16 protein-coding genes are annotated in these 25,696 nt (G+C 70.0%); 4 read left to right on the top strand and 12 right to left on the bottom strand.

The genetic code is table 11. From position 1 onward, the window contains the following. Window positions 1-433 precede the first annotated feature (433 nt). The 7 genes from B7R87_RS27140 to ngcE form a co-directional block, all read right to left on the bottom strand. Window positions 434-1,813 carry a sugar ABC transporter permease gene (locus tag B7R87_RS27140; RefSeq protein ID WP_006345835.1) on the bottom strand — a complete coding sequence of 460 codons (1,380 nt, stop codon included), beginning with the start codon at window positions 1,811-1,813 and terminating at the stop codon, window positions 434-436. Continuing rightward, complete coding sequence (locus tag B7R87_RS27135) at window positions 1,810-2,598, bottom strand: ATP-binding cassette domain-containing protein (RefSeq protein WP_006345836.1); 789 nt, start codon at window positions 2,596-2,598, stop codon at window positions 1,810-1,812. Before B7R87_RS27135 ends, B7R87_RS27140 begins: the two co-directional genes overlap by 4 nt. 170 nt (window positions 2,599-2,768) lie before the next feature. After that, window positions 2,769-3,884: a substrate-binding domain-containing protein gene (locus tag B7R87_RS27130; RefSeq protein WP_006345837.1), complete on the bottom strand. Its 1,116-nt coding sequence runs from the start codon at window positions 3,882-3,884 to the stop codon at window positions 2,769-2,771. A gap of 152 nt (window positions 3,885-4,036) precedes the next feature. Then, window positions 4,037-5,233: an ROK family transcriptional regulator gene (locus B7R87_RS27125; protein WP_006345838.1), complete on the bottom strand. Its 1,197-nt coding sequence runs from the start codon at window positions 5,231-5,233 to the stop codon at window positions 4,037-4,039. A 199-nt stretch (window positions 5,234-5,432) separates the two neighbouring features. Continuing rightward, on the bottom strand, window positions 5,433-6,374 hold the full coding sequence (locus B7R87_RS27120; RefSeq protein WP_006345839.1) for a carbohydrate ABC transporter permease: 942 nt from the start codon (window positions 6,372-6,374) through the stop codon (window positions 5,433-5,435). A gap of 1 nt (window position 6,375) precedes the next feature. Continuing rightward, window positions 6,376-7,305 (bottom strand): carbohydrate ABC transporter permease, encoded by a 930-nt coding sequence (locus tag B7R87_RS27115; RefSeq protein ID WP_006345840.1) that lies wholly within the window; start codon window positions 7,303-7,305, stop codon window positions 6,376-6,378. A gap of 97 nt (window positions 7,306-7,402) precedes the next feature. Continuing rightward, entirely contained in the window at window positions 7,403-8,848 is a 1,446-nt protein-coding gene (gene ngcE, locus B7R87_RS27110) for an N-acetylglucosamine/diacetylchitobiose ABC transporter substrate-binding protein (RefSeq protein WP_006345841.1), read from the bottom strand. 565 nt (window positions 8,849-9,413) lie between these two features. Here ngcE and B7R87_RS27105 point away from each other — a divergent pair. Next, entirely contained in the window at window positions 9,414-13,283 is a 3,870-nt protein-coding gene (locus tag B7R87_RS27105; RefSeq protein ID WP_130584680.1) for a GH92 family glycosyl hydrolase, read from the top strand. A 68-nt stretch (window positions 13,284-13,351) separates the two neighbouring features. Here B7R87_RS27105 and acnA read toward each other — a convergent pair whose 3' ends face one another. Beyond that, window positions 13,352-16,066, bottom strand: coding sequence for an aconitate hydratase AcnA (gene acnA, locus B7R87_RS27100; protein ID WP_006345843.1), 2,715 nt, complete (start codon window positions 16,064-16,066; stop codon window positions 13,352-13,354). A gap of 269 nt (window positions 16,067-16,335) precedes the next feature. Then, a complete protein-coding gene (locus tag B7R87_RS27095) occupies window positions 16,336-17,439 on the bottom strand; it encodes an alkene reductase (protein WP_006345844.1) in 1,104 nt (367 codons plus the stop codon). 86 nt (window positions 17,440-17,525) lie between these two features. On the opposite strand from B7R87_RS27095, the gene B7R87_RS27090 reads away from it, so the two are divergent. Together B7R87_RS27090 and B7R87_RS27085 are read left to right on the top strand one after the other, a co-directional pair. Next, window positions 17,526-17,882: a MerR family transcriptional regulator gene (locus B7R87_RS27090; RefSeq protein ID WP_006345845.1), complete on the top strand. Its 357-nt coding sequence runs from the start codon at window positions 17,526-17,528 to the stop codon at window positions 17,880-17,882. Between the two features lie 381 nt (window positions 17,883-18,263). Then, window positions 18,264-19,793 carry a helix-turn-helix domain-containing protein gene (locus B7R87_RS27085; protein ID WP_006345846.1) on the top strand — a complete coding sequence of 510 codons (1,530 nt, stop codon included), beginning with the start codon at window positions 18,264-18,266 and terminating at the stop codon, window positions 19,791-19,793. A gap of 79 nt (window positions 19,794-19,872) precedes the next feature. On the opposite strand, the gene B7R87_RS27080 is transcribed toward B7R87_RS27085, so the two are convergent. Continuing rightward, window positions 19,873-20,781: an MmyB family transcriptional regulator gene (locus B7R87_RS27080; RefSeq protein WP_006345847.1), complete on the bottom strand. Its 909-nt coding sequence runs from the start codon at window positions 20,779-20,781 to the stop codon at window positions 19,873-19,875. Window positions 20,782-21,036: 255 nt separating this feature from the next. On the opposite strand from B7R87_RS27080, the gene B7R87_RS27075 reads away from it, so the two are divergent. Next, complete coding sequence (locus B7R87_RS27075) at window positions 21,037-21,960, top strand: alpha/beta hydrolase (protein WP_006345848.1); 924 nt, start codon at window positions 21,037-21,039, stop codon at window positions 21,958-21,960. Window positions 21,961-22,046: 86 nt separating this feature from the next. On the opposite strand, the gene B7R87_RS27070 is transcribed toward B7R87_RS27075, so the two are convergent. Next, on the bottom strand, window positions 22,047-24,626 hold the full coding sequence (locus tag B7R87_RS27070; RefSeq protein WP_006345849.1) for an ABC transporter permease: 2,580 nt from the start codon (window positions 24,624-24,626) through the stop codon (window positions 22,047-22,049). Between the two features lie 160 nt (window positions 24,627-24,786). Then, window positions 24,787-25,554: an ABC transporter ATP-binding protein gene (locus B7R87_RS27065; protein ID WP_006345850.1), complete on the bottom strand. Its 768-nt coding sequence runs from the start codon at window positions 25,552-25,554 to the stop codon at window positions 24,787-24,789. Between the last annotated feature and the right edge of the window lie 142 nt (window positions 25,555-25,696).

Here is a 25,696-nt window from a genome sequence, read left to right as displayed (position 1 = left end):
GGGGATACGCGACGGGGATGTGTGACGGAGGTCTCACCGGTTCCGGGCGCGGCGGCGGGGCGGTCCGGGGCGCCCGGCCCGTACCGGGCGGAGGGGGTACGGGGCCGTATCCCTCGCAGGCGCGGAACCCGGCCGGCACCGGAGGCCGGGCCGGCACGGGGGCGGGGCCGGCACGGGGGGCCGGGGACCGTCGGTGACGTTCCCGCCCCTCCGGGGCCGCCGCCCGGCCGGGACCCGGCAGCGGCCGATGTGCGGTGCGCTCGCCCCCGGCGCGGTACGGCCGCGGAGCCGGGCCGGGCCGGGCCGTCACCCGTACGGCCGCAGACGGAGTGCGGTGCGGGGCCCGGGCCGGACGGAGCGGGCGCGGTGCGGGGCCGGAGCGGACCGGGCGGGCGCGGTGCGACCCGGATCCGCGCGGGTGCCGCCGGAGGCGTCAGGCTCTTCCCGCGGCCTTCTGGGTGCGGCGCGATACCGAGTCGATCACCACGGCGGCCAGCAGCACCCCACCCGTGATCATGTACTTCACCGGTTCGGCGATGCTCTCCAACTGGAGCCCCTTCTGGATGGAGACGATCACCAGCACGCCCAGCAGGGCCGACCAGGTCCGCCCGCGCCCGCCGAACAGGCTCGTACCGCCGATCACCGCCGCCGCGATGGAGCTCATCAGCAGATCGCCGGAGCCCGCCCCCTGGTTCGCCGCGTTGATCTTCGAGGCCAGCATCAGCCCGCCCATGGCGGCCAGGGTTCCGGCGATGGCGAAGACCGCCGTCCGGACCCCTGCTACGTCGATTCCGGCGCGCCGGGACGCCTCGATGCTGCCGCCCAGGGCGAAGACCCGGCGGCCGAACGCGGTCCGCCGCAGCACCACGTCCGTCCCGGCCACCACTGTCACAAAGATCACCAGGGCCAGTGGCAGCCCCTTGTACTGGTTGAGCAGATGGGCGACCGGGAAGCAGACCGCCGCGAGCAGGCCCGTGCGCAGGAGCAGCTCGCTCAGCGGGCGCGACGGCACGCCCGCGGCGTCCCGGCGGCGCGCTCCGAGGAAGGCGGCGAGGAAGTATCCGGCGACGACGGCCGCCGCCAGCCCGTAGGCCGCGGCGATATCGGAGAAGTAGTACGTGGTGAGCTTGGCCACCAGCCCGGAGTCGTCGAGGTTGATGGTGCCGTTGGCGCCGAGGATCTGCAGCATCAGACCGTTCCACACCAGCAGCCCGGCCATCGTAACGACGAAGGCGGGGACCCCGATCCGGGCGAAGAAGAAGCCGTGGACCAGACCGGCCGCGGTGCCGGAGAGCACGGCCAGGATCAGCGCGAGCCACTCGGGGACGCCGTGGGTGATGTTGAGCACCCCGAAGGCGGCGCCCGCCAGTCCGCTGACCGAGCCGACGGAGAGGTCGATCTCGCCGAGGAGCAGCACGAAGACCACACCGACGGCGATCAGGCCGGTGCCCGCGATGTCGACGGAGATATTGGAGATGTTCTGCGCCGACAGGAAGGCGGAGTTGAGGGACTGGAACGTGGTCCAGATGACGATCAGCCCGACGATGACCGGTACGGAGCCGAGCTGGCCGGAGCGCATCCGGCGGGCGAACTCGGCGGCGTACCCCGCGAAGCCCTGTTCCCGGACGAGCAGCCGGGGGTCGACGGCGGTGATCGCGTCGGGGGCCGGGGCCGGGGCTCCGACCGCGGGGGCTCCGACCGCCGGAGGTCCGCTCTCCCCGGGGGTCCGGGGCTCCTTCGCCAGGGGTACGGCCCCGGTGTCACCGGGCTCCGCCGGGGACGCCTTCCGGGGGGACGTCTGCTCCGCGCTCATCGGACCGGCTCCTCACTGCGCGCCGCCCGCCGGGTGACCGCGTTGTCCGTCGCGCCCGTGATCGCCGCGACGATCTCCTCCTGGGAGGTGCTCCCGACCTCGAACACCCCGTTGTTGCGGCCCAGCCGCAGTACCGCGACCCGGTCCGCGACGGCCTTCACATCGGCCATGTTGTGGCTGATGAGAATGGTCGCGAGACCGCGTTCGCGCAGCTTCTCCACCAGGTCGAGCACCTGGGCCGTCTGCTCCACGCCGAGTGCGGCGGTCGGCTCGTCGAGGATCACCAGCCGGGGCGAGCCGAGCAGGGAGCGGGCGATCGCCACCGTCTGGCGCTGGCCGCCGGAGAGTGAGGCGATCGGGATGCGGACGCTGGGGATGCGGATGGCGAGATCGGTGAGGAGCCCGTGGGAGCGGCGTTCCATCTCGATCTCGTCGAGGACGCCTCCGCGCCGCAGCTCCCGGCCGAGGAAGAGGTTTCCGACGACGTCGAGGTTGTCGCAGAGCGCCAGGTCCTGGTAGACGGTGGCGATGCCGAGCCGCTGGGCGTCGTGCGGTCGGTCGATGCGGACGGGACGGCCGTCCCACTCCACGGTTCCTTCGTCGACGGGGTGGACCCCGGCGATCGTCTTGATGAGGGTGGACTTCCCGGCGCCGTTGTCGCCGACGAGGGCGACCACCTCTCCGGCCCGGACCTCCAGGTCCACGTCGGTGAGCGCCTGGACGGCACCGAAACGTTTCGAGATCCCTCGCAACGCCAGCACGGGCGCAGCGGACACGTCGACCAACTCCTTCGCCGCCTGACCGGCGGGGGTGGGGGTATGTCCCGGCCCGCCGCCGGCGGCTCGGCCGCGGCAGGGCCGGACGGGGTTCAGGGCCGGGGTTCACGGCCGGGGTGCGGGCCCGGTGGCCCCGGCCGCCCCGGCCCGGGCGCCCTCGGGCCGGACGGCACTCTTCGTCAGACCAGGCCCAGCGCGCCGCAGGCGGCCCGGTACTTGGGGGTGCAGATCTCGTCGAGGGTGTAGATGCCGTCCTTGAGGACGGTCTCCTTGATGTTCGTCTTCGTCAGGGAGACGACCTCGACGAGTACGGAGGGGACGCCCTTGGTGGTGAGGCTGTCCACGGAGTCCTTGGCGACGGCGCCGAGCTTCTCGCCGCGGGCGAGGGCGACGGCCATCTCGGCGGCGGCGTTCGCCTCTCCGGAGTAGGGCTTGTAGACGCTCTGGTACTGCTCACCGGCGACGATGCGCTGGACGGCGGCGAGTTCGGCGTCCTGCCCGGTGACCGGCGGCAGCTTGGTCACCCCGGCGGCCTTGAGTGCGGTGATGATGCCGCCCGCCATTCCGTCGTTCGCGGAGTAGACCCCGATGATCTTGTCCTTGCCGAGGGCGGTGATCGCGCTCTCCATATTGGAGTTGGCGTTCTCCGGCTTCCACTCCTTGGTGTCGAACTCCCTGCCGATGTCCACCTTGCCGTCGAGGACGGAGTGCGAACCCTTCTTGTACAGGGCGGCGTTGGGGTCGGTCACCGAGCCGTTCATCATCACGACCTTCCCGGACTTCGCCCGGTCGCCGAGGGCGGCGAGCAGGGCCTCGCCCTGGACCCGGCCGACCTCCTCGTTGTCGAAGGAGGTGTACGCGTCGATCGGTCCCTCGGCCAGCCGGTCGTAGGCCACGACCGGTATGCCCGCCCCCTTGGCCTTCTTCACCGCGCCCGCGATCGCCTTGGCGTCCACCGCGTCGAGCACCAGGACGTCGACCTTGTTGGTGATCATCGTGTCGACCTGCTGGGTCTGGAGGTTCGCGTCCTGCTTGGCGTTGGCGTAGACGACCTTGCCCTTGCCGTTCGTCAGCTCACCGATCCGCTTCTCGATGAGCGGTTTGTCGAACTTCTCGTAGCGGGCGGTCTGGTTCTCCGGGAGCAGCAGACCGACGGTGATCTCGTCGCCTCCGGCGGACTTCTCCGTCTCCTTGGCCCGGTCTCCGGCCTCCTTGGCGCTGCCGCAGGCGGCGAGGCCCACCGCGGTCGCGACGGCGGTGGCGGCGACCGCGGCACGACGCAGATATGCGTTCATCCATACCTCCCTGACGAGGCCGCGCCGGTGCGGCCGAGGTGGCAGGCAGTCAACTCCGCCCCACAGCCAGCGTCAAGGAGTAAATCCTTAACGAGATGACAACGGTGCCATGCGTTCTCTAAGTGAAGATGTATTCTTCCGGTGAAGACGATTCACAGAACCGGTCGGATACCCGGGGCGCTCCCCGGCAGCAGGGCCGGTTCACCCATTTCGCTGAGCACCAGGGCGATCCCGCCGAGGACTTCGGCCCGGGCGCCGAGCGCGCCCTTGACCACCGTGAGGTGCCGGGCCGCGGTCGGGATCGTGTAACGGGTCAGCGCGGAGCGCAGCGGCTCCAGCAGCAGCTCACCGGCCTCGGCGATCTCCCCGCCGACCACGACCACCCGCGGATTGAGCAGATTGCAGAGCGCGCCCACCCCCACCGCCACGTGCCGGCCGGTGTCCGCGATCACCCGGCGGCAGCCGGGATCGCCCTCCCGGGCCAGCGCGACCACCCGGTCCATGGTCAGCCCCGGCCCGTGCGCGGGCTCCAGCAGCGGCAGCACGTACGGTACGGCGGCGAAGGTCTCCAGGCAGCCGCGGTTGCCGCAGCGGCAGACCGGGCCGGACTCGTCGAGGGTGAGGTGGCCGACCTCGCCCGCCGTTCCCCCGGGGCCGCGGTAGATCCGCCCGCCCATCACCAGACCGGCCCCGACACCGCCCGCGACCTTGACGTACGCCAGATCGGCCACGCCCCGGGCGGCGCCCCAGACCAGCTCCCCCAGCGCCCCCAGATTGGCATCGTTGTCCACATGGACGGGAACGCCGAGCCGCTCGGACATCTCCTTGCCGGGGTTGGAGCCGACCCAGCCGGGCAGCATGGACGTCGCGCCGATGACCCCGGACTCCCCGTCGATGGGCCCCGGCACTCCGAGCCCGACGCCGAGCACCTTGCCCGGACCGGCGCCGGTGGCCGCGATCAGCCGGCCGACCATCCGCTCGGCGCGGTCGAAGCCCGTACCGGCGGAGGAGTCGACGTCGAGCGGCTCCGCGTCCTCGGCGAGCACCTCATGGGCGAGATTGGCGATCGCGACCCGCAGATGCGTATGGCCGAAATCAACCCCCACGACAACGCCCGCATCGCTGCTCAGGGAGATCGACCGGGCCCGTCTGCCACCCGCCGAAGTGGGGGTGACCTCGACGGTTCCGCTCTCCTTCAGCTCGCGGACGATATTGGAGACGGTGGCGGCGGAGAGTCCGGTGCTCCGGGCGATATCGGCCTGGGTCAGCGATCCGGCCATCCGGACCGCCCGCACCACCCGCTCCAGATTGGCCCGGTGCAGGGACGTCTGCGAACCCGGCGTCTCCATGGACTCACCACTCCCACCGCTCTTGCGTACAACTTGTGAACTCCAAGCTGACCCTTCCCGGAGGATCGCGTCAAGAGCTGGACTCACCATGACGACGCCCCCCGGCGGGACCTCAGCCGAGGGGCGTCCGTATGCGGCGCGCCCCGGGGGGCGCGGGAGAGTGCGGCGCGGGTGGGTGCGGCGCCGGTGGTCGGCCGGGCTACTTCACCGCGCCCGCCGTCAGTCCGGCCACCACCTGCCGCTGGAAGATGATGTACGCGGCCAGCACGGGCAGCATCGCCATCACCAGACCGGCCATGAGGCCCGAGTAGTCGCCCTTGTACCCCTGGCTGACGGCCAGCTGCACCAGGCCCTGCGAGAGCACCTTCCGCTCGGGATCGGTGTTGAGCACGGTCGGCAGCAGATACTGGTTCCACTGGCCGAGGAAGTTGAAGATGCCCACACTGATCAGTCCGGGCTTCGCCATCGGCAGCATCACCTGGAAGAACGTCCTGGTGTGCGAGGCGCCGTCCACGAATGCCGCCTCGGCCACCGAGGACGGCAGGGTCCGGAAGAAGGCCGTCAGGAAGAAGACGGTGAACGGCAGCGAGTAGGCGATGTAGACCAGGATCAGTCCGTGCAGCGTGTTCAGCATGGACATGTTCTGGAGTACGTAGAAGAGCGGCACCAGCGCCAGGATGACCGGGAAGCTCATCCCTCCGATGAAGAGGAAGTAGATGAACCGGTTGCCGGGGAACTCGAACCGCGCCAGTACGTACGCCGCCATCGACCCCAGCAGCAGGGTGCCCGCGAGCGAACCGCCCACCACCATCACGGTGTTGAGGAAGTAGTCGCTCATATGCGCCTCGGTCCAGGCCCGCGACCAGTTCTCGAAGTGCAGCTTGTCGGGCAGCGACCAGGGCTCGGTGAAGATCGCCTTGTCGGTCTTGAAGGAGCTCATCACCGCCCACAGGAGTGGGATCACGACCATGAAAGCCCAGAGGATCAGCATGCCGTGCGAGAAGACGTTGAGGACCTGGCCCTCGCCCTTCTCCGCCGCCGGCGCGGAGCGCGATCCCTCGCGCTCCGGGGCGGTGGCCGCCGGAGCCGGCTCGGGACCGTCGCCCGCCACGCCCTCGGGAATGGTGTCTGTCGTCTTCATCTCAGAACTCCAGCCGCTCGCGCCGGCCCAGCCGCATCACCACGGCCGCGAACAGCAGCGTGACGAGGAGCAGGGCGACACCGATGGTCGTCGCGTAGGCGGCCTGGCCGGGGCCGAACGCCTTCTGGTACACGTACAGCGGCAGGACGATCGTCGAGTAGTCCGGGCCGCCGCCGCTCGGGCCCACGGTCATGATGTGGACGACCGCGAAGGACTCCGCGCCCAGCGCGAGGATGCCCATGTAGATCCACCCCGACTGCACGGTGTCCCAGAGCAGCGGCAGGGTGATCCGGAAGAACGTGGTGAAGCGGTTGGCGCCGTCCAGCAGCGCCGCCTCGTAGAAGTCCCGGGGGATGGAGGCCATGCCCGCGGAGAAGAGGACCACGAAGAAGCCGACGGTCGACCAGACCAGGACGACCATCACACAGATCAGCGCCAGATCGGGGTCGCCGAGCCACTCCGGCTGGATACTGCCGAGACCGACGGCCTTCAGCGCGGAGTTGATGGCGCCGTCCGACGGGTTGTACGCGAACTTGAACAGCAGCGCCACGATCGCGATCGACAGCACCTGCGGGAAGAAGTACACGATCTTGTAGAAGCCGGAGCCGCGGACTCCCGTGACGGCGGCTCCCTTCCTCCGGCGCCCACCGACGTTGATCATGAAGGCGAAGAAGAGCGCGAGTCCGATCGTCACCAGCGGCAGGACCACCGCGAAGACCAGGCTGTGCTGGAGCGCCTTCCAGAAGACGTCGTCCTCCAGCATTCTGGAGTAGTTGTCCAAGCCGATCATCTTGAACTCGGGGCTCAGGCCCGTCCAGTTGGTGAACGAGTAGAAGATGGCCTGGATGAACGGCCAGATGACGAAGAGCGCGTAGAGCGCCAGGGGTACCACCAGGAACCCCGCGATGAAACGGTACTTGCCGTGCTGCATTCCTACCGACCCCGATCTTCCCGCGGAAAGCACCGCTGGTGCCGTGTGGAGAGCCGGGGCCCCGTTCCCGGTCGGCCGGACGGGGCCCCGACAGGGTTCACTGGCGCTTGAACTTCTTGATGGAGGCGTCCTTCGCCGTCTCGTCGGCGAAGCCCTGGATGCGCTTGATGGTCTCGGCGGGGGTGAGCCGGCCCGCCATCATCTCGCCCAGACCGGCAGTACCGATCTTCTCCTTCAGAAGGACGGTGTACCAGTCGCCGATCCGCGGGTTGACCACATTGGTGCCCGCCTTCTCCAGGGTGGCGACGACGGACTTCATGCCCGGGGTCAGGTCGATGCCGTCGGTGCCGCCGTTGAAGGCGCTGAGGGACTTCACGGACTGGGTGAAGCCCTTGGAGGAGGCCTCGCTGAGCATGATGCGGAGCTGCTCCATGCCGCCCTCCTTGTTCTTCGCCTTGGAGGGGACGATGAACGGCTCGCCGCCGGAGGCCCAGAGGGTGCCGAAGGGCATCTTGTCACTGGCGTCGATGCCGGTGGGGGCGCCGACGGCGAGGTCGAAGTCCTTCGGCATGGTCTTCGACGCCTCGTTCTCCACCCAGGAGCCGTTGGGGATGAAGAGCGCCTTGCCCTCGGTCCACTTGGTCTGCGACTGGATGTGGTCCAGACCGGGGGTGCCGTCGAGGACGTACCCCTTCTTCTTCAGCTCGTAGTACGCCTCGAAACAGTCCTTGACCGCCGGGTGCTTCCAGGCGTTCGGCTCCAGGTTGTCGATGGCCTTGAGCACATCGGCACCGCCGCGCTTGGCGATCATCGGGAAGAGGGTGAAGGGGATGTAGTACGGGTGGACACCCGCGTACGTCCAGGCGGCGATGCCCTTGGCCTTGGCCTTCGCACAGACGGCGAGCATCTGGTCCCAGGTCTCGGGGTAGGTGACCTCAAGGGAGTCCAGCAGCTTCTTCGAGTACCACACGCCGTACACGGTGTAGGCGTAGTAGAGCATCCAGACCTGGCTGCCCTCGAACTGGCCCATCTCGACGATGCCCGGCCGCAGGGTGTCGCGGACCTTCTTGTTGGGGTCGTCGTAGGAGGCGGCGTCCAGCAGCGCGGTCAGATCGGTCAGCTGGTTCTGGCCGACCAGGGCGCCCATGTCCATCTGCTCTTTGCCGGAGTTGTCGATCAGGTCCGGCGGGGTGCCGCCGTTGAACCGCGGCTGGAGCTCGGTCTGGATGGCCTGGGTGGCATGGAACTTCACCTTGGCCTTGGGGAAGTTCTTCTCGTAGATCTTGACGGCGTCCTTGGCGTACTGCTGGCCGAAGCCGCCGTCGAACAGAACGAAGTCGAGCGGGGCCGACTCGTTGACCGCGAGCGGGTTCTTCGCGGACTTGGTGCCCTGCTTGACCTCTTCGTTCTTGTCACCGTCACCGCTGGCGCAGCCGGACAGAAAGCTCACGGTGGGGACGGTCAGCAGACCGAGCGCCGCGGAGCGCTGGATCAGTTTGCGGCGGCCGAGGCCCCCGTTGTCGTTGGCGGAGGTGGATCCCATGCTCAAGTCCTCGCCTTCATCAGGACTCAGGCGGTGAACAAGTCGCCCGTCCGTGTCGCCTCCCGGCGCAGGGCCCCGCCACCGCGGTGAATTGCTGTGATTTCCCGCAGGGAAACTCAGTGAAGCTTGGGTAGTGCACCTTTCTCCGGGAGACCACGGCAGCAGTGGCCGCGTTACGGCACGCGACAGCCCACAGGCCTTGTTCCCCCTGGCCCGAGCGGTCTCATCGACATGTCGCCCGGACGCCGACAGGTATAGTCCACTTCCCTCAAGGGGAGCAAGATCAAGAGCAAGGTTGACCGTCAAGCTTTCCCTAGTTGAGACCGTTCGGATATCTCGCCCAACGCGCTCCTGACATGCGGATGCGCGCATGACCTGATCATTCTTCGCGGAATGGCTGATTCCAAGGGCACCACCCGGCTATAGCTGTCCGATGGCGCGTCAACACCCTTGACACCGCAGGTCACTCCCCTTCCTACTGGAGCCTGCGCAGCATTCTGACAACGTTGCCAATCGGGGTAACGCCGCCCGAACAGGGGCTTTCCTCCAGAAGAAGGGCCCGTGAATGGCCAGACCCGGACACCGGCTCAGGCCGGCCGCACCGCACCGGCGACCGCTCCGCACGGCGGCCGTCGCCGCCGCCACCGCCCTGCTGACCCTGGCGTCGGCCCTCACCGCCCAGCCGGCCGCCGCCCGGCCCCCGGCCGCTTCCGCGGATCCGGCCGACCGCACCTTCCACTCCTCCTTCGAGACGGACGAGCGCCCGCCGGACTGGCGCAATACCGTCGAAGTCGGGGTGGACGGAGAGAAGCGGTCATCAGGTGTCAACGGCGGATTCACCGCTGGAATCCCGGGCAATGTCACCGACCGGGTGATCACGGTCCGGGCGAGCGGGGAGAACGCGAACAGCGGCGAGGTGAAAGAGAATCTGGTCGATCTCCAGCCGACGACAAAATGGCTGGAATTCGCCAGCACTTCCTGGGTCGAGTTCGACACCGAAACCCCGGTGACCGTCGCCCGGTACGCCCTGACCTCGGCCAATGATCATCCCGAACGCGATCCCCTGGACTGGACTCTCAAAGCCTCGGTGGACGGCCGGGAATGGCGGGTGCTGGACCGGCGCGAGGGCGAGTCCTTCCCCGAACGCTTTCACACCAGAACCTATGAAATCGGGAACCCGGCGGATATCGTCCCGTACGCCCGCTATCGGCTGGAGATCACCCGCAACAACGGCGCCGGGCTCACCCAGCTCGCCGACGTCCAGTTCTCCGACGGCGGTACGGCCCCGCCGCCGCCCGCCGATATGCGCTCCCTGGTCGACCGCGGCCCCCGCTCCTCCCCCACGGCCAAGCCGAACGCGGGCTTCACCGGGCTGCGCGCGCTGCGCTACACCGGCACCCACGAGGCCGCGGGCCGGGCGTACTCGTACAACAAGGTCTTCGACGTCCACACCCCGGTCGGCCGGGACACCGAGCTGTCGTACCGGATCTTCCCGTCGATGCCGGAGACCGATCCGAACTATCCGGCCACCCATGTCGCCGTCGATCTGGCCTTCACCGACGGCACCTATCTGAGCGGACTGGGTGCGACCGACGCCCACGGCGGTGCGCTGACCCCGCAGGGCCAGGGCGATGCCAAACGGCTCTACGTCAACCAGTGGAACGCGGTCTCCGCCGCCGTCGGCACGGTCGCCGCCGGGAAGACCGTCGACCGGATCCTGGTCGGTTACGACTCCGTCCGGGGTCCGGCGAAGTTCCAGGGCTGGCTGGACGATATCCGGATCGCCCCGAAGCCTCCGGCGGAGAAGCGGGAGAGCGTGGTGGACTACGCGGTCACCACCCGCGGCACCAACTCCGCCTTCTGGTTCTCCCGCGGGAACACCTTCCCCGCCACCGCGGTGCCGCACGGCTTCAACTTCTGGACCCCGGTCACCCTCGCCGACTCGACGAGCTGGCTGTACGAGTACCAGCGCGGCAACGACGAGCGGAATCTGCCCGTCGTCAAGGCGTTCAGCGCGAGCCACCAGCCCAGCCCCTGGATGGGTGACCGGCAGACCTTCCAGGTGATGCCGTCGGCGGCGGCCGGCGCCCCGCCCACCGGCCGCGACGAGCGCGGTCTCGCCTTCCGCCACACGAACGAGACCGCCCGCCCGCACTACTACGGCGTCACCTTCGAGAACGGTCTGAAGGCCGAGCTGGCGCCGACCGACCATGCCGCGGCGATGCGCTTCCGCTACCCCGGGCACGATGCCAGCATCGTGTTCGACAACATCACCCGGCAGGGCGGTCTGACCCTCGACCCGGGCACTTCCTCCTTCACCGGCTACTCGGACGTCAAGAGCGGTCTCTCGGCCGGCGCGACCCGGCTCTTCGTCTACGGCGTCTTCGACGCGCCGGTCGTCGACTCGTCCGCCGAAGGCGTCGGGGGCTACTTCCGCTTCGATGCCGGAGCGGACCGTACGGTCAATCTGCGGATCGCCACATCGCTGATCGGCATCGACCAGGCGAAGAAGAACCTGGCGGACCAGATACCCGAGGGAACCGGCTTCGACCAGGTCAAAGAGCGGGCGAAGAAGGCCTGGGAGCGGTTGCTGGGCCGGGTGAAGGTCGAGGGCGCCACCGAGGACCAGCTCGTCACGCTCTACTCCAGCCTCTATCGGCTGTACCTCTATCCGAATTCCGGTTACGAGCAGACGGGCACCCGGTCCCGGCCGCGTTACCAGTACGCGAGCCCGTTTGCGCCGATGGTCTCCGAGGACACCCCGACCCGTACCGGAGCGAAGATCTCCGACGGCAAGGTGTACGTCAACAACGGTTTCTGGGACACCTATCGCACCACCTGGCCCGCTTACTCCCTGTTCGCGCCGGGGCGGGCGGGCGAGCTGGTCGACGGCTTCGTCCAGCAGTACCGCGACGGCGGCTGGATCTCCCGCTGGTCCTCCCCCGGCTATGCCGATCTGATGACGGGCACCAGCTCGGACGTGGCGTTCGCGGACGCGTACGTCAAGGGGGTGCGCGGTTTCGACGCGGCGGCCGCGTACGAGGCGGCGCTGAAGAACGCGACCGTGGTCCCGCCGATGTCCGGGGTGGGCCGCAAGGGCATGGAGACCTCCCCGTTCACCGGCTATGCCTCGACCGCCGTCCACGAGGGCCTCTCCTGGTCCCTGGAGGGCCATCTCAACGACTACGGCATCGCGAAGATGGCGCAGGCCCTGCACCGGCAGACCGGGAAGGCGCGCTACCGGGAGGAAGCCGCGTACTTCCTCAACCGGGCCCGCAACTACACCGCCCTCTTCGACCGGGACGCCGGTTTCTTCCAGGGCCGGACCCCGGCGGGCGGCTGGCGGGTGCCGAGCGCGCGGTACGACCCCCGGGTCTGGGGCCACGACTACACGGAGACCAACGGCTGGGGCTATGCCTTCACGGCGGTCCAGGACAGCCGGGGCCTGGCCAATCTCTACGGCGGCCGGGCGGGTCTCGCGCGCAAGCTCGACACGTACTTCAGCACTCCGGAGACCGCGTCGCCCGAGTTCCAGGGCTCGTACGGCATGGTCATCCATGAGATGACGGAGGCCAGGGACGTCCGGATGGGCATGTACGGGCACTCCAACCAGGTCGCCCACCACGTCCCGTACCTGTACAACGCGGCGGCCCAGCCCTGGAAGACGCAGGAGAAGGTGCGGGAGGTGCTCTCCCGGCTCTATACCGGCAGCGAGATCGGTCAGGGCTACCACGGCGACGAGGACAACGGCGAGCAGTCGGCGTGGTGGCTCTTCTCGGCTCTGGGCTTCTATCCGCTGGTCATGGGCAGCGGGGAGTACGCGATCGGCTCACCGCTCTTCACCCGGATGACGGTGGATCTGGGGAGCGGCCGGAAGCTGGTGGTGAAGGCGCCGCAGAACAGCGCGGAGAACGTCTACGTCCAGGGGCTGAAGGTGAACGGCGAGCGGTGGACATCGACCGCGCTGCCGCACTCCGCGATCGCCCGGGGCGGCACGCTGGAGTTCGCGATGGGCCCGCGGCCGTCGTCCTGGGGTACGGGCCCGGGCGCCGCGCCGGTCTCCATCACGGCGGACGACCGGGTGCCCGTACCGCGGCGGGACGCGGTCCGGCCCGGGGGCGCGCTGACCGACGACACCTCGGCGACGTCGGCGGAGTTCTCGGCGGTGGACCTCGCGGTGGCGGGGCCGACCCGGGCCGTGCAGTACACGCTGACCTCGGCGGAGCGGGCGAAGGCGCCGTCGGGGTGGGTGCTGGAGGGGTCCCGGGACGGGGAGAGCTGGCGGGAGGTGGACCGGCGGTCGGGTGAGTCCTTCGCCTGGGACCGGCAGACCCGGGTGTTCACGGTCGCCCGGCCCGCCGCGTACGACCGCTACCGGCTGGTGGCGGCGGGCGGCGGCCCGGTGCTGCTGGCGGAGGTCGAACTGCTGGCCTGAACCCCGGTACGGCCGAGGGCCGCACCCCCCGAACCGGGGAGTGCGGCCCTCGTCGTGCCGGTGGCGCGTCAGCCGCGGATCAGGTTCCGCAGGACGTACTGCATGATGCCGCCGTTGCGGTAGTAGTCGGCCTCGCCGGGGGTGTCGATGCGGACGACCGCGTCGAACTCCACACCGGTGTCGGTGGTGACCTTCACCGTGCGCGGGGTGGTGCCCTCGTTGAGCTCGGTCACACCGGAGACGGAGAAGGTCTCCTCGCCGGTCAGGCCGAGCGCCTCGGCGCTGGCACCCTCCGGGAACTGCAGCGGGAGGACGCCCATGCCGATCAGGTTGGAGCGGTGGATGCGCTCGTACGACTCGGCGACGACGGCCTTGACGCCGAGCAGCGCGGTGCCCTTGGCGGCCCAGTCGCGGGAGGAGCCGGAGCCGTACTCCTTGCCCGCGAGGATCACCAGCGGGGTGCCCTGCTCGATGTAGTTGCGGGAGGCGTCGTAGATGAACGACACCGGGCCGCCGTCCTGGGTGAAGTCGCGGGTGAAGCCGCCTTCGGTGCCCGGCGCGATCTGGTTGCGCAGGCGGATGTTGGCGAAGGTGCCGCGGATCATGACCTCGTGGTTGCCACGGCGCGAGCCGTAGGAGTTGAAGTCGCGGCGCTCGACGCCGTGCTCCGTGAGGTACTTGCCCGCCGGGGTGTCGGCCTTGATGGCACCGGCCGGGGAGATGTGGTCGGTGGTGACCGAGTCGCCGAGCTTGGCGAGCACCCGGGCACCGGCGATGTCGGTGACCGGCGAGGGCTCCATCTGCATGCCCTCGAAGTACGGGGGCTTGCGGACGTAGGTGGACTCGGCGTCCCACTCGAAGGTGTTGCCCGTCGGGATGGACAGCGCCTGCCACTGGGCGTCTCCGGCGAAGACGTCCTGGTAGGACTTGTTGAACATGTCCTCGCCGATGGCGTTGGCGACGACGTCGTTGACCTCGGCCTCCGACGGCCAGATGTCCTGGAGGTGGACCGGCTTGCCGTCCTGGTCGATGCCCAGGGCGTCACGGGTGATGTCGACCTTCATCGAACCGGCGATGGCGTAGGCGACGACCAGCGGCGGGGACGCCAGGTAGTTCATCTTGACGTCGGGGTTGATCCGGCCCTCGAAGTTGCGGTTGCCGGAGAGCACCGAGGTGACGGCCAGATCGTGCTCGTTGACGGCCTTGGAGACCTCCTCCGGCAGCGGGCCGGAGTTGCCGATGCAGGTGGTGCAGCCGTAGCCGACGAGGTTGAAGCCGACCTTGTCGAGGTAGGGGGTGAGGCCCGCCTTGTCGAAGTAGTCGGTGACGACCTTGGAGCCCGGGGCGAGGGTGGTCTTCACCCACGGCTTGCGGGTGAGGCCCTTCTCGACCGCCTTCTTGGCCACCAAGGCGGCGGCAACCATGACGTACGGGTTCGAGGTGTTGGTGCAGGAGGTGATCGCGGCGACGGTGACGGCGCCGTGGTCGATCTCGTACGTCGTGCCGTCGGGGGCCGTGACCTGCGTCGGGCGGGACGGGACACCGTTGGCCGAGGCCGGGGCGTCGGAGGCCGGGAAGGACTCCTTGCCCGCCTCCTCGTCGTCGTCGACGTAGTTGCGGACGTCCTGGGCGAACTGCGCGGCGGCGTTCGCGAGGACGATGCGGTCCTGCGGGCGCTTCGGGCCGGCGATGGAGGGGACGACCGTGGAGAGGTCCAGCTCCAGCTTCTCGGAGAAGTCCGGCTCGGCGGCCGGGTCCAGCCAGAGGCCCTGCTCCTTGGCGTACGCCTCGACCAGCGCGACCTGCTGCTGGGAGCGGCCGGTGAGCCGCAGGTAGTTCAGCGTCTCGTCGTCGATCGGGAAGATCGCAGCGGTGGAGCCGAACTCGGGGGACATATTGCCGATGGTGGCGCGGTTGGCGAGGGAGGTGGCGGCCACGCCCTCGCCGTAGAACTCGACGAACTTGCCGACGACACCGTGCTTGCGGAGCATCTCGGTGATGGTCAGCACCAGGTCGGTGGCGGTGGTGCCGGGGGTCAGCTCACCGGTCAGCTTGAAGCCGACGACGCGCGGGATGAGCATGGAGACCGGCTGGCCCAGCATCGCGGCCTCGGCCTCGATGCCGCCGACGCCCCAGCCGAGCACACCGAGGCCGTTGACCATGGTGGTGTGCGAGTCGGTGCCGACGAGGGTGTCCGGGTACGCCTGGCCGCCGCGGACCATGACGGTACGGGCCAGGTGCTCGATGTTCACCTGGTGGACGATGCCGGTGCCCGGCGGGACGACCTTGAACTCGTCGAAGGCGGTCTGGCCCCAGCGCAGGAACTGGTAGCGCTCCTTGTTGCGGCCGTACTCCAGCTCCACGTTCTGGGCGAAGGCGTCGTTGGTGCCGAACTTGTCGGCGATGACGGAGTGGTCGATGACCAGCTCGGCCGGCGCCAGCGGGTTGATCTTCGCCGGGTCGCCGCCCAGCTCCTTGACGGCCTCGCGCATGGTGGCGAGGTCGACGACGCAGGGCACACCGGTGAAGTCCTGCATGATGACGCGGGCCGGCGTGAACTGGATCTCCTGGCTGGGCTGGGACTGGGAGTCCCAGCCGCCGAGCGCCCGGATGTGGTCGGCGGTGATGTTCGCGCCGTCCTCGGTGCGGAGCAGGTTCTCCAGCAGCACCTTCAGGCTGTAGGGCAGCCGCGCGGAGCCCTCGACCTTGTCCAGCCGGAAGATTTCGTACGACTCGTCACCCACGCGCAGCGTGCTGCGGGCGTCGAAGCTGTTCGCCGACACGACAGTCTCCTTCATCAAAGTGCGCGTACTACGTCCATGCTGCCGCCACGGCCCTCGCCGATCCGCTAAGGTAGGGCTAAGTTAGGTAAGCCTTACCGGGATGGCGGCTGCGGTACGCCCGGGCAGTTATCTCGATGTCGAGATAACTCTAGTACATCACCGCGGCACGGTCATGCGCGGGCACCCGGGGGCGGGGGTGTCCGCCGTCACTCATGGGCCGGTACGGGCCCGGCCGCCTGGTCCGTACCGGCGCGGCGCGCGGGCCGGGCTCAGACCTCCACCCGGGTCGGGGCGGGGGCGTGGCGGGGGTAGTCGGAGTAGCCGCGGGCGCCGTGGGTGTAGAGGTGGGGCCAGTCGACACGGGCGAGGGGCGCACCGGTGGCGAAGCGTTCCGGCAGGTCGGGGTTGGCGATGAAGGAGCGGCCGTACGAGACCAGATCGGCCACGCCATCGGAGAGGACCGCCTCGCCGCCCTCTTTGCTGGTGGGCTCGCGGTTCTCGCCGATGTTCGCGATCACGGGCCCGTCCCAGAGCGGCAGCAGCTCCGCGAGGGCGGGGTAGCGGTCGTCGTCGATCAGATGCAGATAGGCGAGGCCGAGCCGGTTCACCTCGGTGACGAGGGGGCGGTAGACCGGGCCCGGGTCGTTCTCGACCATGCCCTCCTGCGGGTTTCCGGGCGAGAGCCGCAGTGCGGTGCGCCCGGCGCCGATCGCGCCGGCGACGGCGGACACGACCTCCAGGGGGAAGCGGATCCGGTCGGCGACGCTGCCGCGCCCATAGGCGTCGTCCCGGAGATTCGTGTTGTCGCCCAGGAACTGGTGGATGAGGTAGCTGTTGGCGCCGTGGAGTTCGACGCCGTCGAAACCGGCTTCGATCGCGTTGCCGGCGGCGGCGACATGGTCCTGTACCGCCTGCCGGATCTCGTCCGCGGTCATCTCCCGGGGCAGCGGCGGATCCGCCTTGCCGCCGTCGCGGACATGGACCGGGTCCGGCAACGGCACGGCGGAGGGGCCCGCGGGGATATCGCCGGTCAGCCGGGACAGCGGGTGTCCGTGCCGCCCGCCGTGCATCAGCTGGGCGTAGATCCGGCCGCCCGCCGCATGCACGGCTTCGGTGACCGCGCGCCAGCCGCGGATGTGTTCCACGGTCTCCAGGCCGGGCATCCGCCAGCCCGCCTGCCCGGCCCGGCTCGGCCAGATGCCCTCGGTGATCAGCAGTCCGGCGCTCGCGCGCTGGGCGTAGTAGTCGGCGACGACGGGCAGCGGGGTGCCGTCCTCGGCCGCCCGGAAGCGGGTCATGGGGGCCATGACGATGCGGTTGGGGAGGTGGAGGGAGCCGAGCGCGAAGGGCGTGAACAGGGGCGAGTTCGTCATGCCCGTACCGTAAAATCTGACACGGGTGTCAGGTTCAAGTCGCCGGTACGGTACGGCGTCCGGGCGCCGGAGACGGGGGGTGCGGGATGCGGATCGGTGAACTGGCCCGGCGGACGGGCGTGAGCGAACGGTCGCTGCGCTACTACGAGAAGCGGGGACTGCTGGCCTCCGACCGTACCCCCGGCGGCCACCGGGACTACTCCGAGGCGGCTGTCGACCGGGTCGTCCATATCCAGGAGCTGCTCGCGGCCGGGCTGAACACCGAGATGATCGGCCGGGTGCTGCCGTGCATGCGGGACAGCGACGGCGGCCCGGCGGAGACGGCGACGCCCCAGTTGGTGGTCTGGCTGACCGAGGAGCGGCAGCGGATCGACGGGCTGATCGGGGAGCTGATGCGGTCCCGGGACGTTCTCGACGAAGTCATCGGCGCGGCGAGGGGATAGCGCGACGAAGCGCCACGGGGGGGCGCTCCCGCGGTCCACTCGCACGGCGCATTCGGGGTGCGACCCGGCACGGACCCGGACATATATATGGACGGACCGGACGGACGGCACCCCGCCGAGCACCGCACCCACCGAACTGCCCAACTCGGACAAACAACCCCATTAGCCCCCCAACTCCTGCGACGCACGCCACAGAAAACCCGGCATGGACCCACGACCAAAGGGCAGAAGACCCGGCACAACACCCGGATGGGCCCCCTCCACTTGCCCGGGGCGCCGAGCCGACGGACCGTCATAACCGCGGCGGTTCCGGCGCGCCGACTCACCCGGTTGACACCCCCAGCGCGCGCCTCATCTCATATCTGAGATAACCTCAACCGCATGGCAGACGACTACCTCGTACGCATCGGCAGGCTCATCCGTGACGCCCGACAGCATCGCGGCTGGACACAGAGCCAGCTCGCCGAGGCGCTCGGCACCAGCCAGAGCGCGGTCAACCGCATCGAGCGCGGCAACCAGAACATCAGCCTTGAGATGATCGCCCGGATCGGGGAAGCCCTCGACAGCGAAATCGTCTCCCTCGGCTATGCCGGACCCATGCATCTGCGGGTCGTCGGCGGCCGCCGGCTCTCCGGCGCCATCGACGTCAAGACGAGTAAGAACGCCTGTGTCGCCCTGCTCTGCGGCTCCCTGCTCAACAAGGGCCGTACGGTGCTGCGCCGGGTGGCCCGGATCGAAGAGGTCTACCGGCTGCTGGAGGTCCTCAACTCCATCGGCGTCCGTACCCGGTGGATCAACGAGGGCATGGACCTGGAGATCGTGCCCCCCGCCGAGCTGGACCTGGACGCCATCGACGCCGAGGCCGCCCGCCGCACCCGTTCGATCATCATGTTCCTCGGCCCGCTGCTGCACCGCGTGGACAGCTTCCGGCTGCCGTACGCGGGCGGCTGCGACCTCGGCACCCGGACGATCGAACCCCATATGATCGCGCTGCGCCGCTTCGGCCTCGACATCACCGCGACCGAGGGCCTCTACCACGCACGCGTCGAGCGCCCGACGTCCTCCGGACGGCCCATCGTCCTGACCGAACGCGGCGACACGGTGACCGAGAACGCGCTGCTGGCCGCCGCCCGCCACGACGGCGTCACCGTCATCCGCAACGCCTCCTCCAACTACATGGTCCAGGACCTCTGCTTCTTCCTGGAGGCGCTGGGCGTCAAGGTCGAGGGCATCGGCACCACCACCCTCACCGTCCACGGTGTGCCGACGATCGACGTGGACGTCGACTACTCCCCGTCCGAGGACCCGGTCGAGGCGATGAGCCTGCTGGCCGCCGCGGTGGTCACCGAGTCCGAGCTGACCATCCGCCGGGTGCCCATCGAGTTCCTCGAAATCGAGCTGGCGGTCCTGGAGGAGATGGGTCTCGACCACGACCGCTCCTCCGAGTACACGGCGGACAACGGCCGCACCCGCCTGGTCGACCTGACGGTCCGCCCCTCCAAACTGGAGGCGCCGATCGACAAGATCCACCCCATGCCGTTCCCCGGCCTGAACATCGACAACGTCCCGTTCTTCGCGGCGATCGCGGCCTCCGCCCAGGGCCAGACCCTGATCCACGACTGGGTCTACGACAACCGGGCCATCTACCTCACCGACCTCAACCGCCTCGGCGGCCGTCTCCAACTGCTCGACCCCCACCGCGTCCTCGTCGAGGGCCCCACCCGCTGGCGCGCGGCGGAAATGATGTGCCCGCCCGCACTGCGCCCCGCGGTGGTGGTGCTGCTGGCGATGATGGCGGCGGAGGGCACGTCCGTACTCCGCAATGTGTATGTCATCAACCGCGGCTACGAGGAGCTGGCGGAGCGCCTGAACTCGGTGGGCGCGCAGATCGAAATCTTCCGCGACATCTGACATCCGGACACCGGATACATGGTGCCGCCGCGCCCCGTTCCGGCCCGCTGTTCAGCGGGCCGGAACGGGGCGCGGCGGTCTACAGCGTGTCCGACGGGCCGGAGGCGAGGTGTCCGGGGTCGGGTTCCGGCCGGTCGGACGCCCGGGAGGCAAGGAGACGCAGCGCCCGGTGGGAGGGCGTGCCGGTGGGGGCGGTGAGGACCATCAGGAACTGCCGCGGGTCGGGGAGGGCGAGGATCTGCCAGTCCAGGGTGAGGTCGCCCGCGACGGGGTGGTGGTAGCGCTTGGTGCCGAAGGTCTTGTGGGCGACGTCATGGGCGGCCCACCAGCGGCGGAAGTCGGCGTCGCGGGCGGAGAGTTCACCGACCAGGGCCTGGAGTTCGGGACCGGCAGTCTCCGTGGCCGCGTCCATACGGACATAGGCGACGCAGGCGCGTGCGCTGTCCTCCCAGTCCGTGTACAGGTCGCGCATGAGGGGATCGAGGAAGGCCAGGCGCATCAGGTTCCGCTCGGCCGGTGCCAGGGCGGAGAAGTCGCCGTAGAGGGCGGCGGCGAGGGTGTTCCAGGCCAGTACGGACATGGTGGGGTCCAGGACCATGGCCGGGGTGTCACGGAGGTTGTCCAGCAGGAGCCGGGTCCGGTCGGGGACCCGGGGCGCAGTGCGTTCTACGGAACGGTCCCGGGCCGGGGCGGCGGTCCTGCCGGCGAGGCGGTGGAGGTAGCTGGTCTGTGCATCGTCCAGGCGCAGGGCGGCGGCCAGGGCTGCCAGAACGGCGGCGGAGGCGCCGGACAGCCGGCCCTGTTCCAGTCGGGTGTAGTACTCGGTGCTGATCGCGGCCAGCAGGGCGACCTCTTCGCGGCGCAGGCCCGCCACCCGGCGCGGGTGCCCGACGGCGGGCAGTCCGACCTGTTCCGGCGTGACCTCTGCGCGCCGGGCCCGCAGAAACGCACCCAGGTCGTTGCTGCGGCCGCGGTCCCTGCTGGTCATGGTGTGTCCATTGTCGCGCACCCGCGGTGCGCGGGGCTCGTATCCGGGTGGGCAGGTTTGTTCCCCCTCACCCGGATGCCCCGGAACGGCTCCGCCCTGGCAGGGCCGGAACGGCGGTGGGAGAGTGAGGGAGAGCCGAGCCGGGGATCCGGCGGCCCAGCAGCGCCCCTTCATGCCGAGCGCGCGGGCACAGGCACCGGCAGATCACAGGAATCTGCCTCCCGCATCCGGAGCCGACCGAAAGACGTCTTTGCCATGGAATCCGTGACCTTCAGGAACAAAGATCTCGATATCGCCGCAGATCTCTACCTGCCCGACGGGTTCGATCCGTCCCTGACGTACCCGGCCGTCGTCAGCGCGCACCCGATCGGCAGCTGCAAGGAGCAGACCTCGGGCCAGGTCTACGGCGCCGGTCTCGCCGCCCAGGGGTACGTCGTCCTCGCCTTCGACGCCTCCTTCCAGGGCGCCAGCGGCGGAGAGCCGCGTTTTGTCGAGGACCCGGGGCTGCGGGTGGAGGACTTCCGCTGCGCGGTGGACTATCTGGTGACCCTTGGGTACGTCGACGAGCACCGTATCGGTGTGCTGGGCATCTGCGGGGGCGGCGGCTACGCCGTCACGGCGGCGATGACCGACCGCCGCTTCAAGGCCGTCGGCACGGTCGCGGCCGTCAACTTCGGCCGCATGATGCGCGAGGGCGATCTGTCGCCCGACGCCGCCATCGCCACCCTCGACGCCGTCGCCGCGCAGCGGACCGCCGAAGCGCGCGGAGCCGACCCGGTGGTCGGCGACGCCCTGCCCGCCTCGCCCGAGAAGGCCGCGGAGCTGGGCATCACCGGCCTCGACGTGGTCGAGGCCACCAAGTACTACCGCACCTCCCGCGGCCGGCAGCCGAACGGGCTCACCCGCTCCCTGTTCTCCCATATGGGGCCCGCGCTCGGCTACGACGCCTTCCACCTGGCCGATCAGCTGCTCACCCAGCCCCTCCAGATCGTCGTCGGCGGTGTCCCCGGCGAATTCGGCTCCTACCGCGACGGGTTCGACCTCTTCCACCGCGCCCGCTCCCAGCACAAGGACATCCTCGTCGTCCCCGGCGAGTCCCACTACGACCTCTACTGGAAGCCCGAGGCGACCGGGCGCGCGCTCGACGCCCTGATCCCCTTCTACAACAAGTACCTCTGAGAACCGCTGCCGCTCCGGCCGCCCAGGACGCGCACGTCGGAGCGGCGGTGCGGTGGTGCGGCGGTGAGGAGTCCCGCCGTGGCGTGCTAGCGGCCGTTGATCGACCGCAGCATGTTCAATCGGGTCGCCCGGCGGGCCGGCCAGATCGACGCCAGGACGCCGACCGCCGGGCCGAGCAGCAGGAACAGGGCGAGGTGGGCCCACGGCAGTACCGTCTCGTAGGTCGGGAGCGCGGTTTCCGTGAGGCTGCCGCAGGTCCAGGCGAGGAAGGTTCCGGTGGCGATGCCCAGGACCGCGCCGAACACCGAGATCACCACCGACTCCAGGCTGACCATCCGCCGCACGCCCCGGCGGTCGAGGCCGATCGCGCGCAGCAGCCCGATCTCCCTGGTCCGTTCGAAGACCGACATGGCGAGGGTGTTGACGACTCCGAGGGCTCCGATGACGACGGTCATGCCGAGCAGCCCGTACATCATGCCGAGCATCTCGTCGACGATGCCGGCCTCCGCTGCGATCAGCTCCTTCCGGTTCTGCACCTGGAGGAGGGGGCTGTTGCCGAGGGAGCTGCGAATGTGCTGGTCGAGACCGCTCGTGCCGTGGCCGGGTGCCGTTTTGACCAGTACGGCGTCGAGTTTCCCGTCCCCGGTATGCGGAAGGACGTCGCCCATGGTGCCCAGGGCGTCTCCGACGGCCCGGGTGTGCCGGTAGACACCGGCGACGGTCAGCGTTTTCTTCTGCAGATCGGTGCCGTAGCCCACGGTGGCGGTGAAAGCGGCGCCCGTGGACAGGCCGGTCCGCCGGGCCAGTTCGTCGGAGAGCGCGACCTTGTCGGGGCCGAGGTCCGCGAGGGAGCCGCTGCGGAAGCTCAGGTCGTACACCGTGCCGAGCCGCTGCGGGTCGGCGCCGGTCAGGGTGCTCCACTCGCCGCGCACTTCGAGACCGGCGGAGGCGACGGGCACGGTGCCGCCGACGCCGGGCACCTTCGCGACCCGTGCGGCGAGTGCGGGGTCGATGCCGCCGGATCCGGCGTACGACACCTTGTAGTCCGCGGTCAGTCCGCGTACGGCCGCGTCCCTGAGGGCCGCCTCCGTGGAGCCGCCGGCCACGTTCAGGGCGGTGATCAGGGCGAGTCCGATCATCAGCGCCGAGGCGGTGGCCGCGGTACGGCGCGGATTGCGCAGCGCGTTCTCCCTGGCGAGCATGCCGACGGCGCCGAACGGCCGGGCGGCGAACACACCGACGAGCAGGACCAGCGGCCGGGACAGCAGTGGTGCCAGCACGATCACACCGGTCAGCGTGAGCACCGTGCCCACCGCGGCGATCAGGAGGTTGCTGTCGACACCGTCGGTCTGGGTGGAGACGTACAGCATGGTGAGGACTCCCGTACCGCCGATCAGCCCCCCGAAGGTGTTGCGGAGCAGCATGCCGGGCTTCGGAGGCGCCTGGTCGACGGTGCTCAGCGCTTCGACCGGGGCGACCCGTGCCGCCTTGCGGGCGGGCAGCCAGGCGGAGAGGACCGTGGCGCCGACACCGACCGCGAGGGACCAGCCCCAGGCGCCCGTGGAGATCACCAGGGGGCCGTCGGGAAGGCCCGCTCCGCTCGCATTGAGGAAGGGGCCCAGTCCGCCGGCGATCCCCAGACCGAGGGCGAATCCGGCGGCCGACGAGACGAGTCCGAGAAGGGCGGCTTCGACGAGGACCGCGCGGACCACCTGGTGGCGTGAGGCTCCCACGGCGCGCAGCAGCGCGGTCTCCCGGCTGCGCTGGGCGATCAGCATGGTGAAGGTGTTGGCGATGAGGAAGGTGCCGACGAACAGGGCGATCCCGGCGAAGGCCAGGAGCATGCGGGTGAGCCCCTTGGTGTTCTCCGCGATCTGCTTCGCCTGCTCGTCCGCGAGCCGGGCGCCGCTGGTCACCGTGAGGGTGTCGGCGGGCAGCAGTTCGGCGACGGTCCTGGTGAGTTCCTCGTTGTCGGTACCGGGTGCCGAGGCGACGGCCAGTTCGTCGAACCGGCCCCGGTGCAGGAAGAGCTCTTGCGCGGTCGGGGTGTCGAAGAGTGCGAGGGTGCCGCCGGCGGTCACGCGCGGGTCGTCGGTGCGGACCGTGCCGACCAGCTTCGCGGTGAGGGTGGGGCCGTCGACGGCGAAGCGCACGGTGTCTCCGATGCCGTAGCCGGCTTTCTCGGCGGTACGGCGGTCGAGGGCGATCTCGCCGGGTGCGGCCGGTCCGCGGCCCGCTTCGAGGGGGAAGCGGCTGTCCCGGCCGCCGGGCCGGGTGTCCGGTATGTAGTTGGTCGCCAGGTTCTGCCAACTGTTGTCGGCGTTCAGCGGCCGGCCGTCCTCGGCCGCCAGGGTCGCGGTGCCGTTGACGACGGAACGTACCGAGAGGACACCGGGGACGGCGCGGACCCGGGCGGCGAGGCCGTCGGTCAGCGCGGTGGAACGGCCGTTGCCCGCCGTACCGTCCGGGGCGGGCACGGATTCGGCCTGTACGGATACGGCGACGTCGTCGAGGTTCCTGGCGGCGGCCCCGCGCAGTGCCTGGGCGACGGTGTCACCGAAGACGAGCGTGCCGGAGACGAAGGCGACGCCGAGCATCACCGCGAGGGCGGTCATGCCCAGTCGGGCTCGGTGCGCGAGGACATTGCGCAGGACGGTACGGAGCATGATGGGCCCACTTCTGGGATGCGGGTGCGGTGGGGTGGGGTGGGGGTGCGGGTGCGGGGAAGTAATCGGGTGGTTCCGGCGATGCGCGCGGGGACCACTCGGGCCGCCGGGTCCAGGGGGACCCGGCGTCGCGGGTACGGCCAGATCGCCCGGACCGGGCTCAGGCGCCGAAGTGCACCATCTGGTCGAGGACGCGTTCGGCGGTCGGGTTGAGCAGTTCGTCCGTGATCCGGCCGTCGGCGAGGAAGACCACGCGGTCCGCGTAGGAGGCCGCCACCGGATCGTGGGTGACCATCACGACGCTCTGGCCCAGGTCCCGTACCGAATCGCGAAGGAAGCCGAGGACCTCCGCTCCGGCGCGGGAGTCCAGATTGCCGGTGGGCTCGTCGGCGAAGACGATCTCCGGCTGGGAGACCAGGGCGCGGGCCACGGCGACGCGCTGCTGCTGTCCGCCGGAGAGCTGGGCGGGGCGGTGGCCGAGGCGTCCGGAGAGGCCGACCTTCGCCACGACCAGGTCCAGCCACTGCCGGTCCGGTCGGCGGCCCGCGACGGCCATCGGCAGGGTGATGTTCTCCAGCGCCGTCAGTGTGGGCAGCAGATTGAACGCCTGGAAGACGAAGCCGACGCTGTCCCGCCGTACCCGGGTGAGCTGCCGATCGTTCAGCGTGGACAGTTCGGTGTCACCGATGCGCGCGGAGCCCGCCGAGACCGAGTCCAGGCCGGCCACGCAGTGCATCAGGGTCGATTTGCCGGAGCCCGAGGGGCCCATGATGGCGGTGAACCGGCCGCGCCCGAACTCCACCGAGACCGAGTCCAGGGCGACGACCCTGGTCTCGCCCTCGCCGTACACCTTGGTGAGCCCGGTGGCCCCGGCGGCGGAGGCCACCGGACGGTGGGCGGGCGGGGACGCGGCTGTCCGGATCGGCATGGCGGCTCCAACGGCGAGGGGAGGACGGGGGTACGGCTTCCATCCTCGATGCGCCCGGTCCGCGGACCGTCGGCCTCAGGGTGTGAACGCGGCGTCTGCCGGAAGACAGGTCCGGGGGCGGGCGTCGTCCTCGGGGCGGACG

Origin of the sequence: Streptomyces tsukubensis (assembly GCF_003932715.1) — a bacterium.
Classification (GTDB): Bacteria; Actinomycetota; Actinomycetes; order Streptomycetales; family Streptomycetaceae; genus Streptomyces; species Streptomyces tsukubensis.
Note: the sequence above shows the minus strand (reverse complement) of the source record. Positions and strands in the feature narration are given on the sequence as shown.

Bases quoted from the DNA above. Each gene is read 5' to 3' on its own strand.
- B7R87_RS27130 (WP_006345837.1), bottom strand. From the start codon at position 3,884: ATGAACGCATATCTGCGTCGTGCCGCGGTCGCCGCCACCGCCGTCGCG.
- B7R87_RS27090 (WP_006345845.1), top strand. From the start codon at position 17,526: ATGCGGATCGGTGAACTGGCCCGGCGGACGGGCGTGAGCGAACGGTCG.
- B7R87_RS27120 (WP_006345839.1), bottom strand. From the start codon at position 6,374: ATGAAGACGACAGACACCATTCCCGAGGGCGTGGCGGGCGACGGTCCC.
- B7R87_RS27075 (WP_006345848.1), top strand. From the start codon at position 21,037: ATGGAATCCGTGACCTTCAGGAACAAAGATCTCGATATCGCCGCAGAT.
- B7R87_RS27080 (WP_006345847.1), bottom strand. From the start codon at position 20,781: ATGACCAGCAGGGACCGCGGCCGCAGCAACGACCTGGGTGCGTTTCTG.
- B7R87_RS27065 (WP_006345850.1), bottom strand. From the start codon at position 25,554: ATGCCGATCCGGACAGCCGCGTCCCCGCCCGCCCACCGTCCGGTGGCC.
- B7R87_RS27105 (WP_130584680.1), top strand. From the start codon at position 9,414: ATGGCCAGACCCGGACACCGGCTCAGGCCGGCCGCACCGCACCGGCGA.
- ngcE (WP_006345841.1), bottom strand. From the start codon at position 8,848: ATGGGATCCACCTCCGCCAACGACAACGGGGGCCTCGGCCGCCGCAAA.
- B7R87_RS27095 (WP_006345844.1), bottom strand. From the start codon at position 17,439: ATGACGAACTCGCCCCTGTTCACGCCCTTCGCGCTCGGCTCCCTCCAC.
- B7R87_RS27125 (WP_006345838.1), bottom strand. From the start codon at position 5,233: ATGGAGACGCCGGGTTCGCAGACGTCCCTGCACCGGGCCAATCTGGAG.
- B7R87_RS27070 (WP_006345849.1), bottom strand. From the start codon at position 24,626: ATGCTCCGTACCGTCCTGCGCAATGTCCTCGCGCACCGAGCCCGACTG.
- B7R87_RS27140 (WP_006345835.1), bottom strand. From the start codon at position 1,813: ATGAGCGCGGAGCAGACGTCCCCCCGGAAGGCGTCCCCGGCGGAGCCC.
- B7R87_RS27115 (WP_006345840.1), bottom strand. From the start codon at position 7,305: ATGCAGCACGGCAAGTACCGTTTCATCGCGGGGTTCCTGGTGGTACCC.
- B7R87_RS27085 (WP_006345846.1), top strand. From the start codon at position 18,264: ATGGCAGACGACTACCTCGTACGCATCGGCAGGCTCATCCGTGACGCC.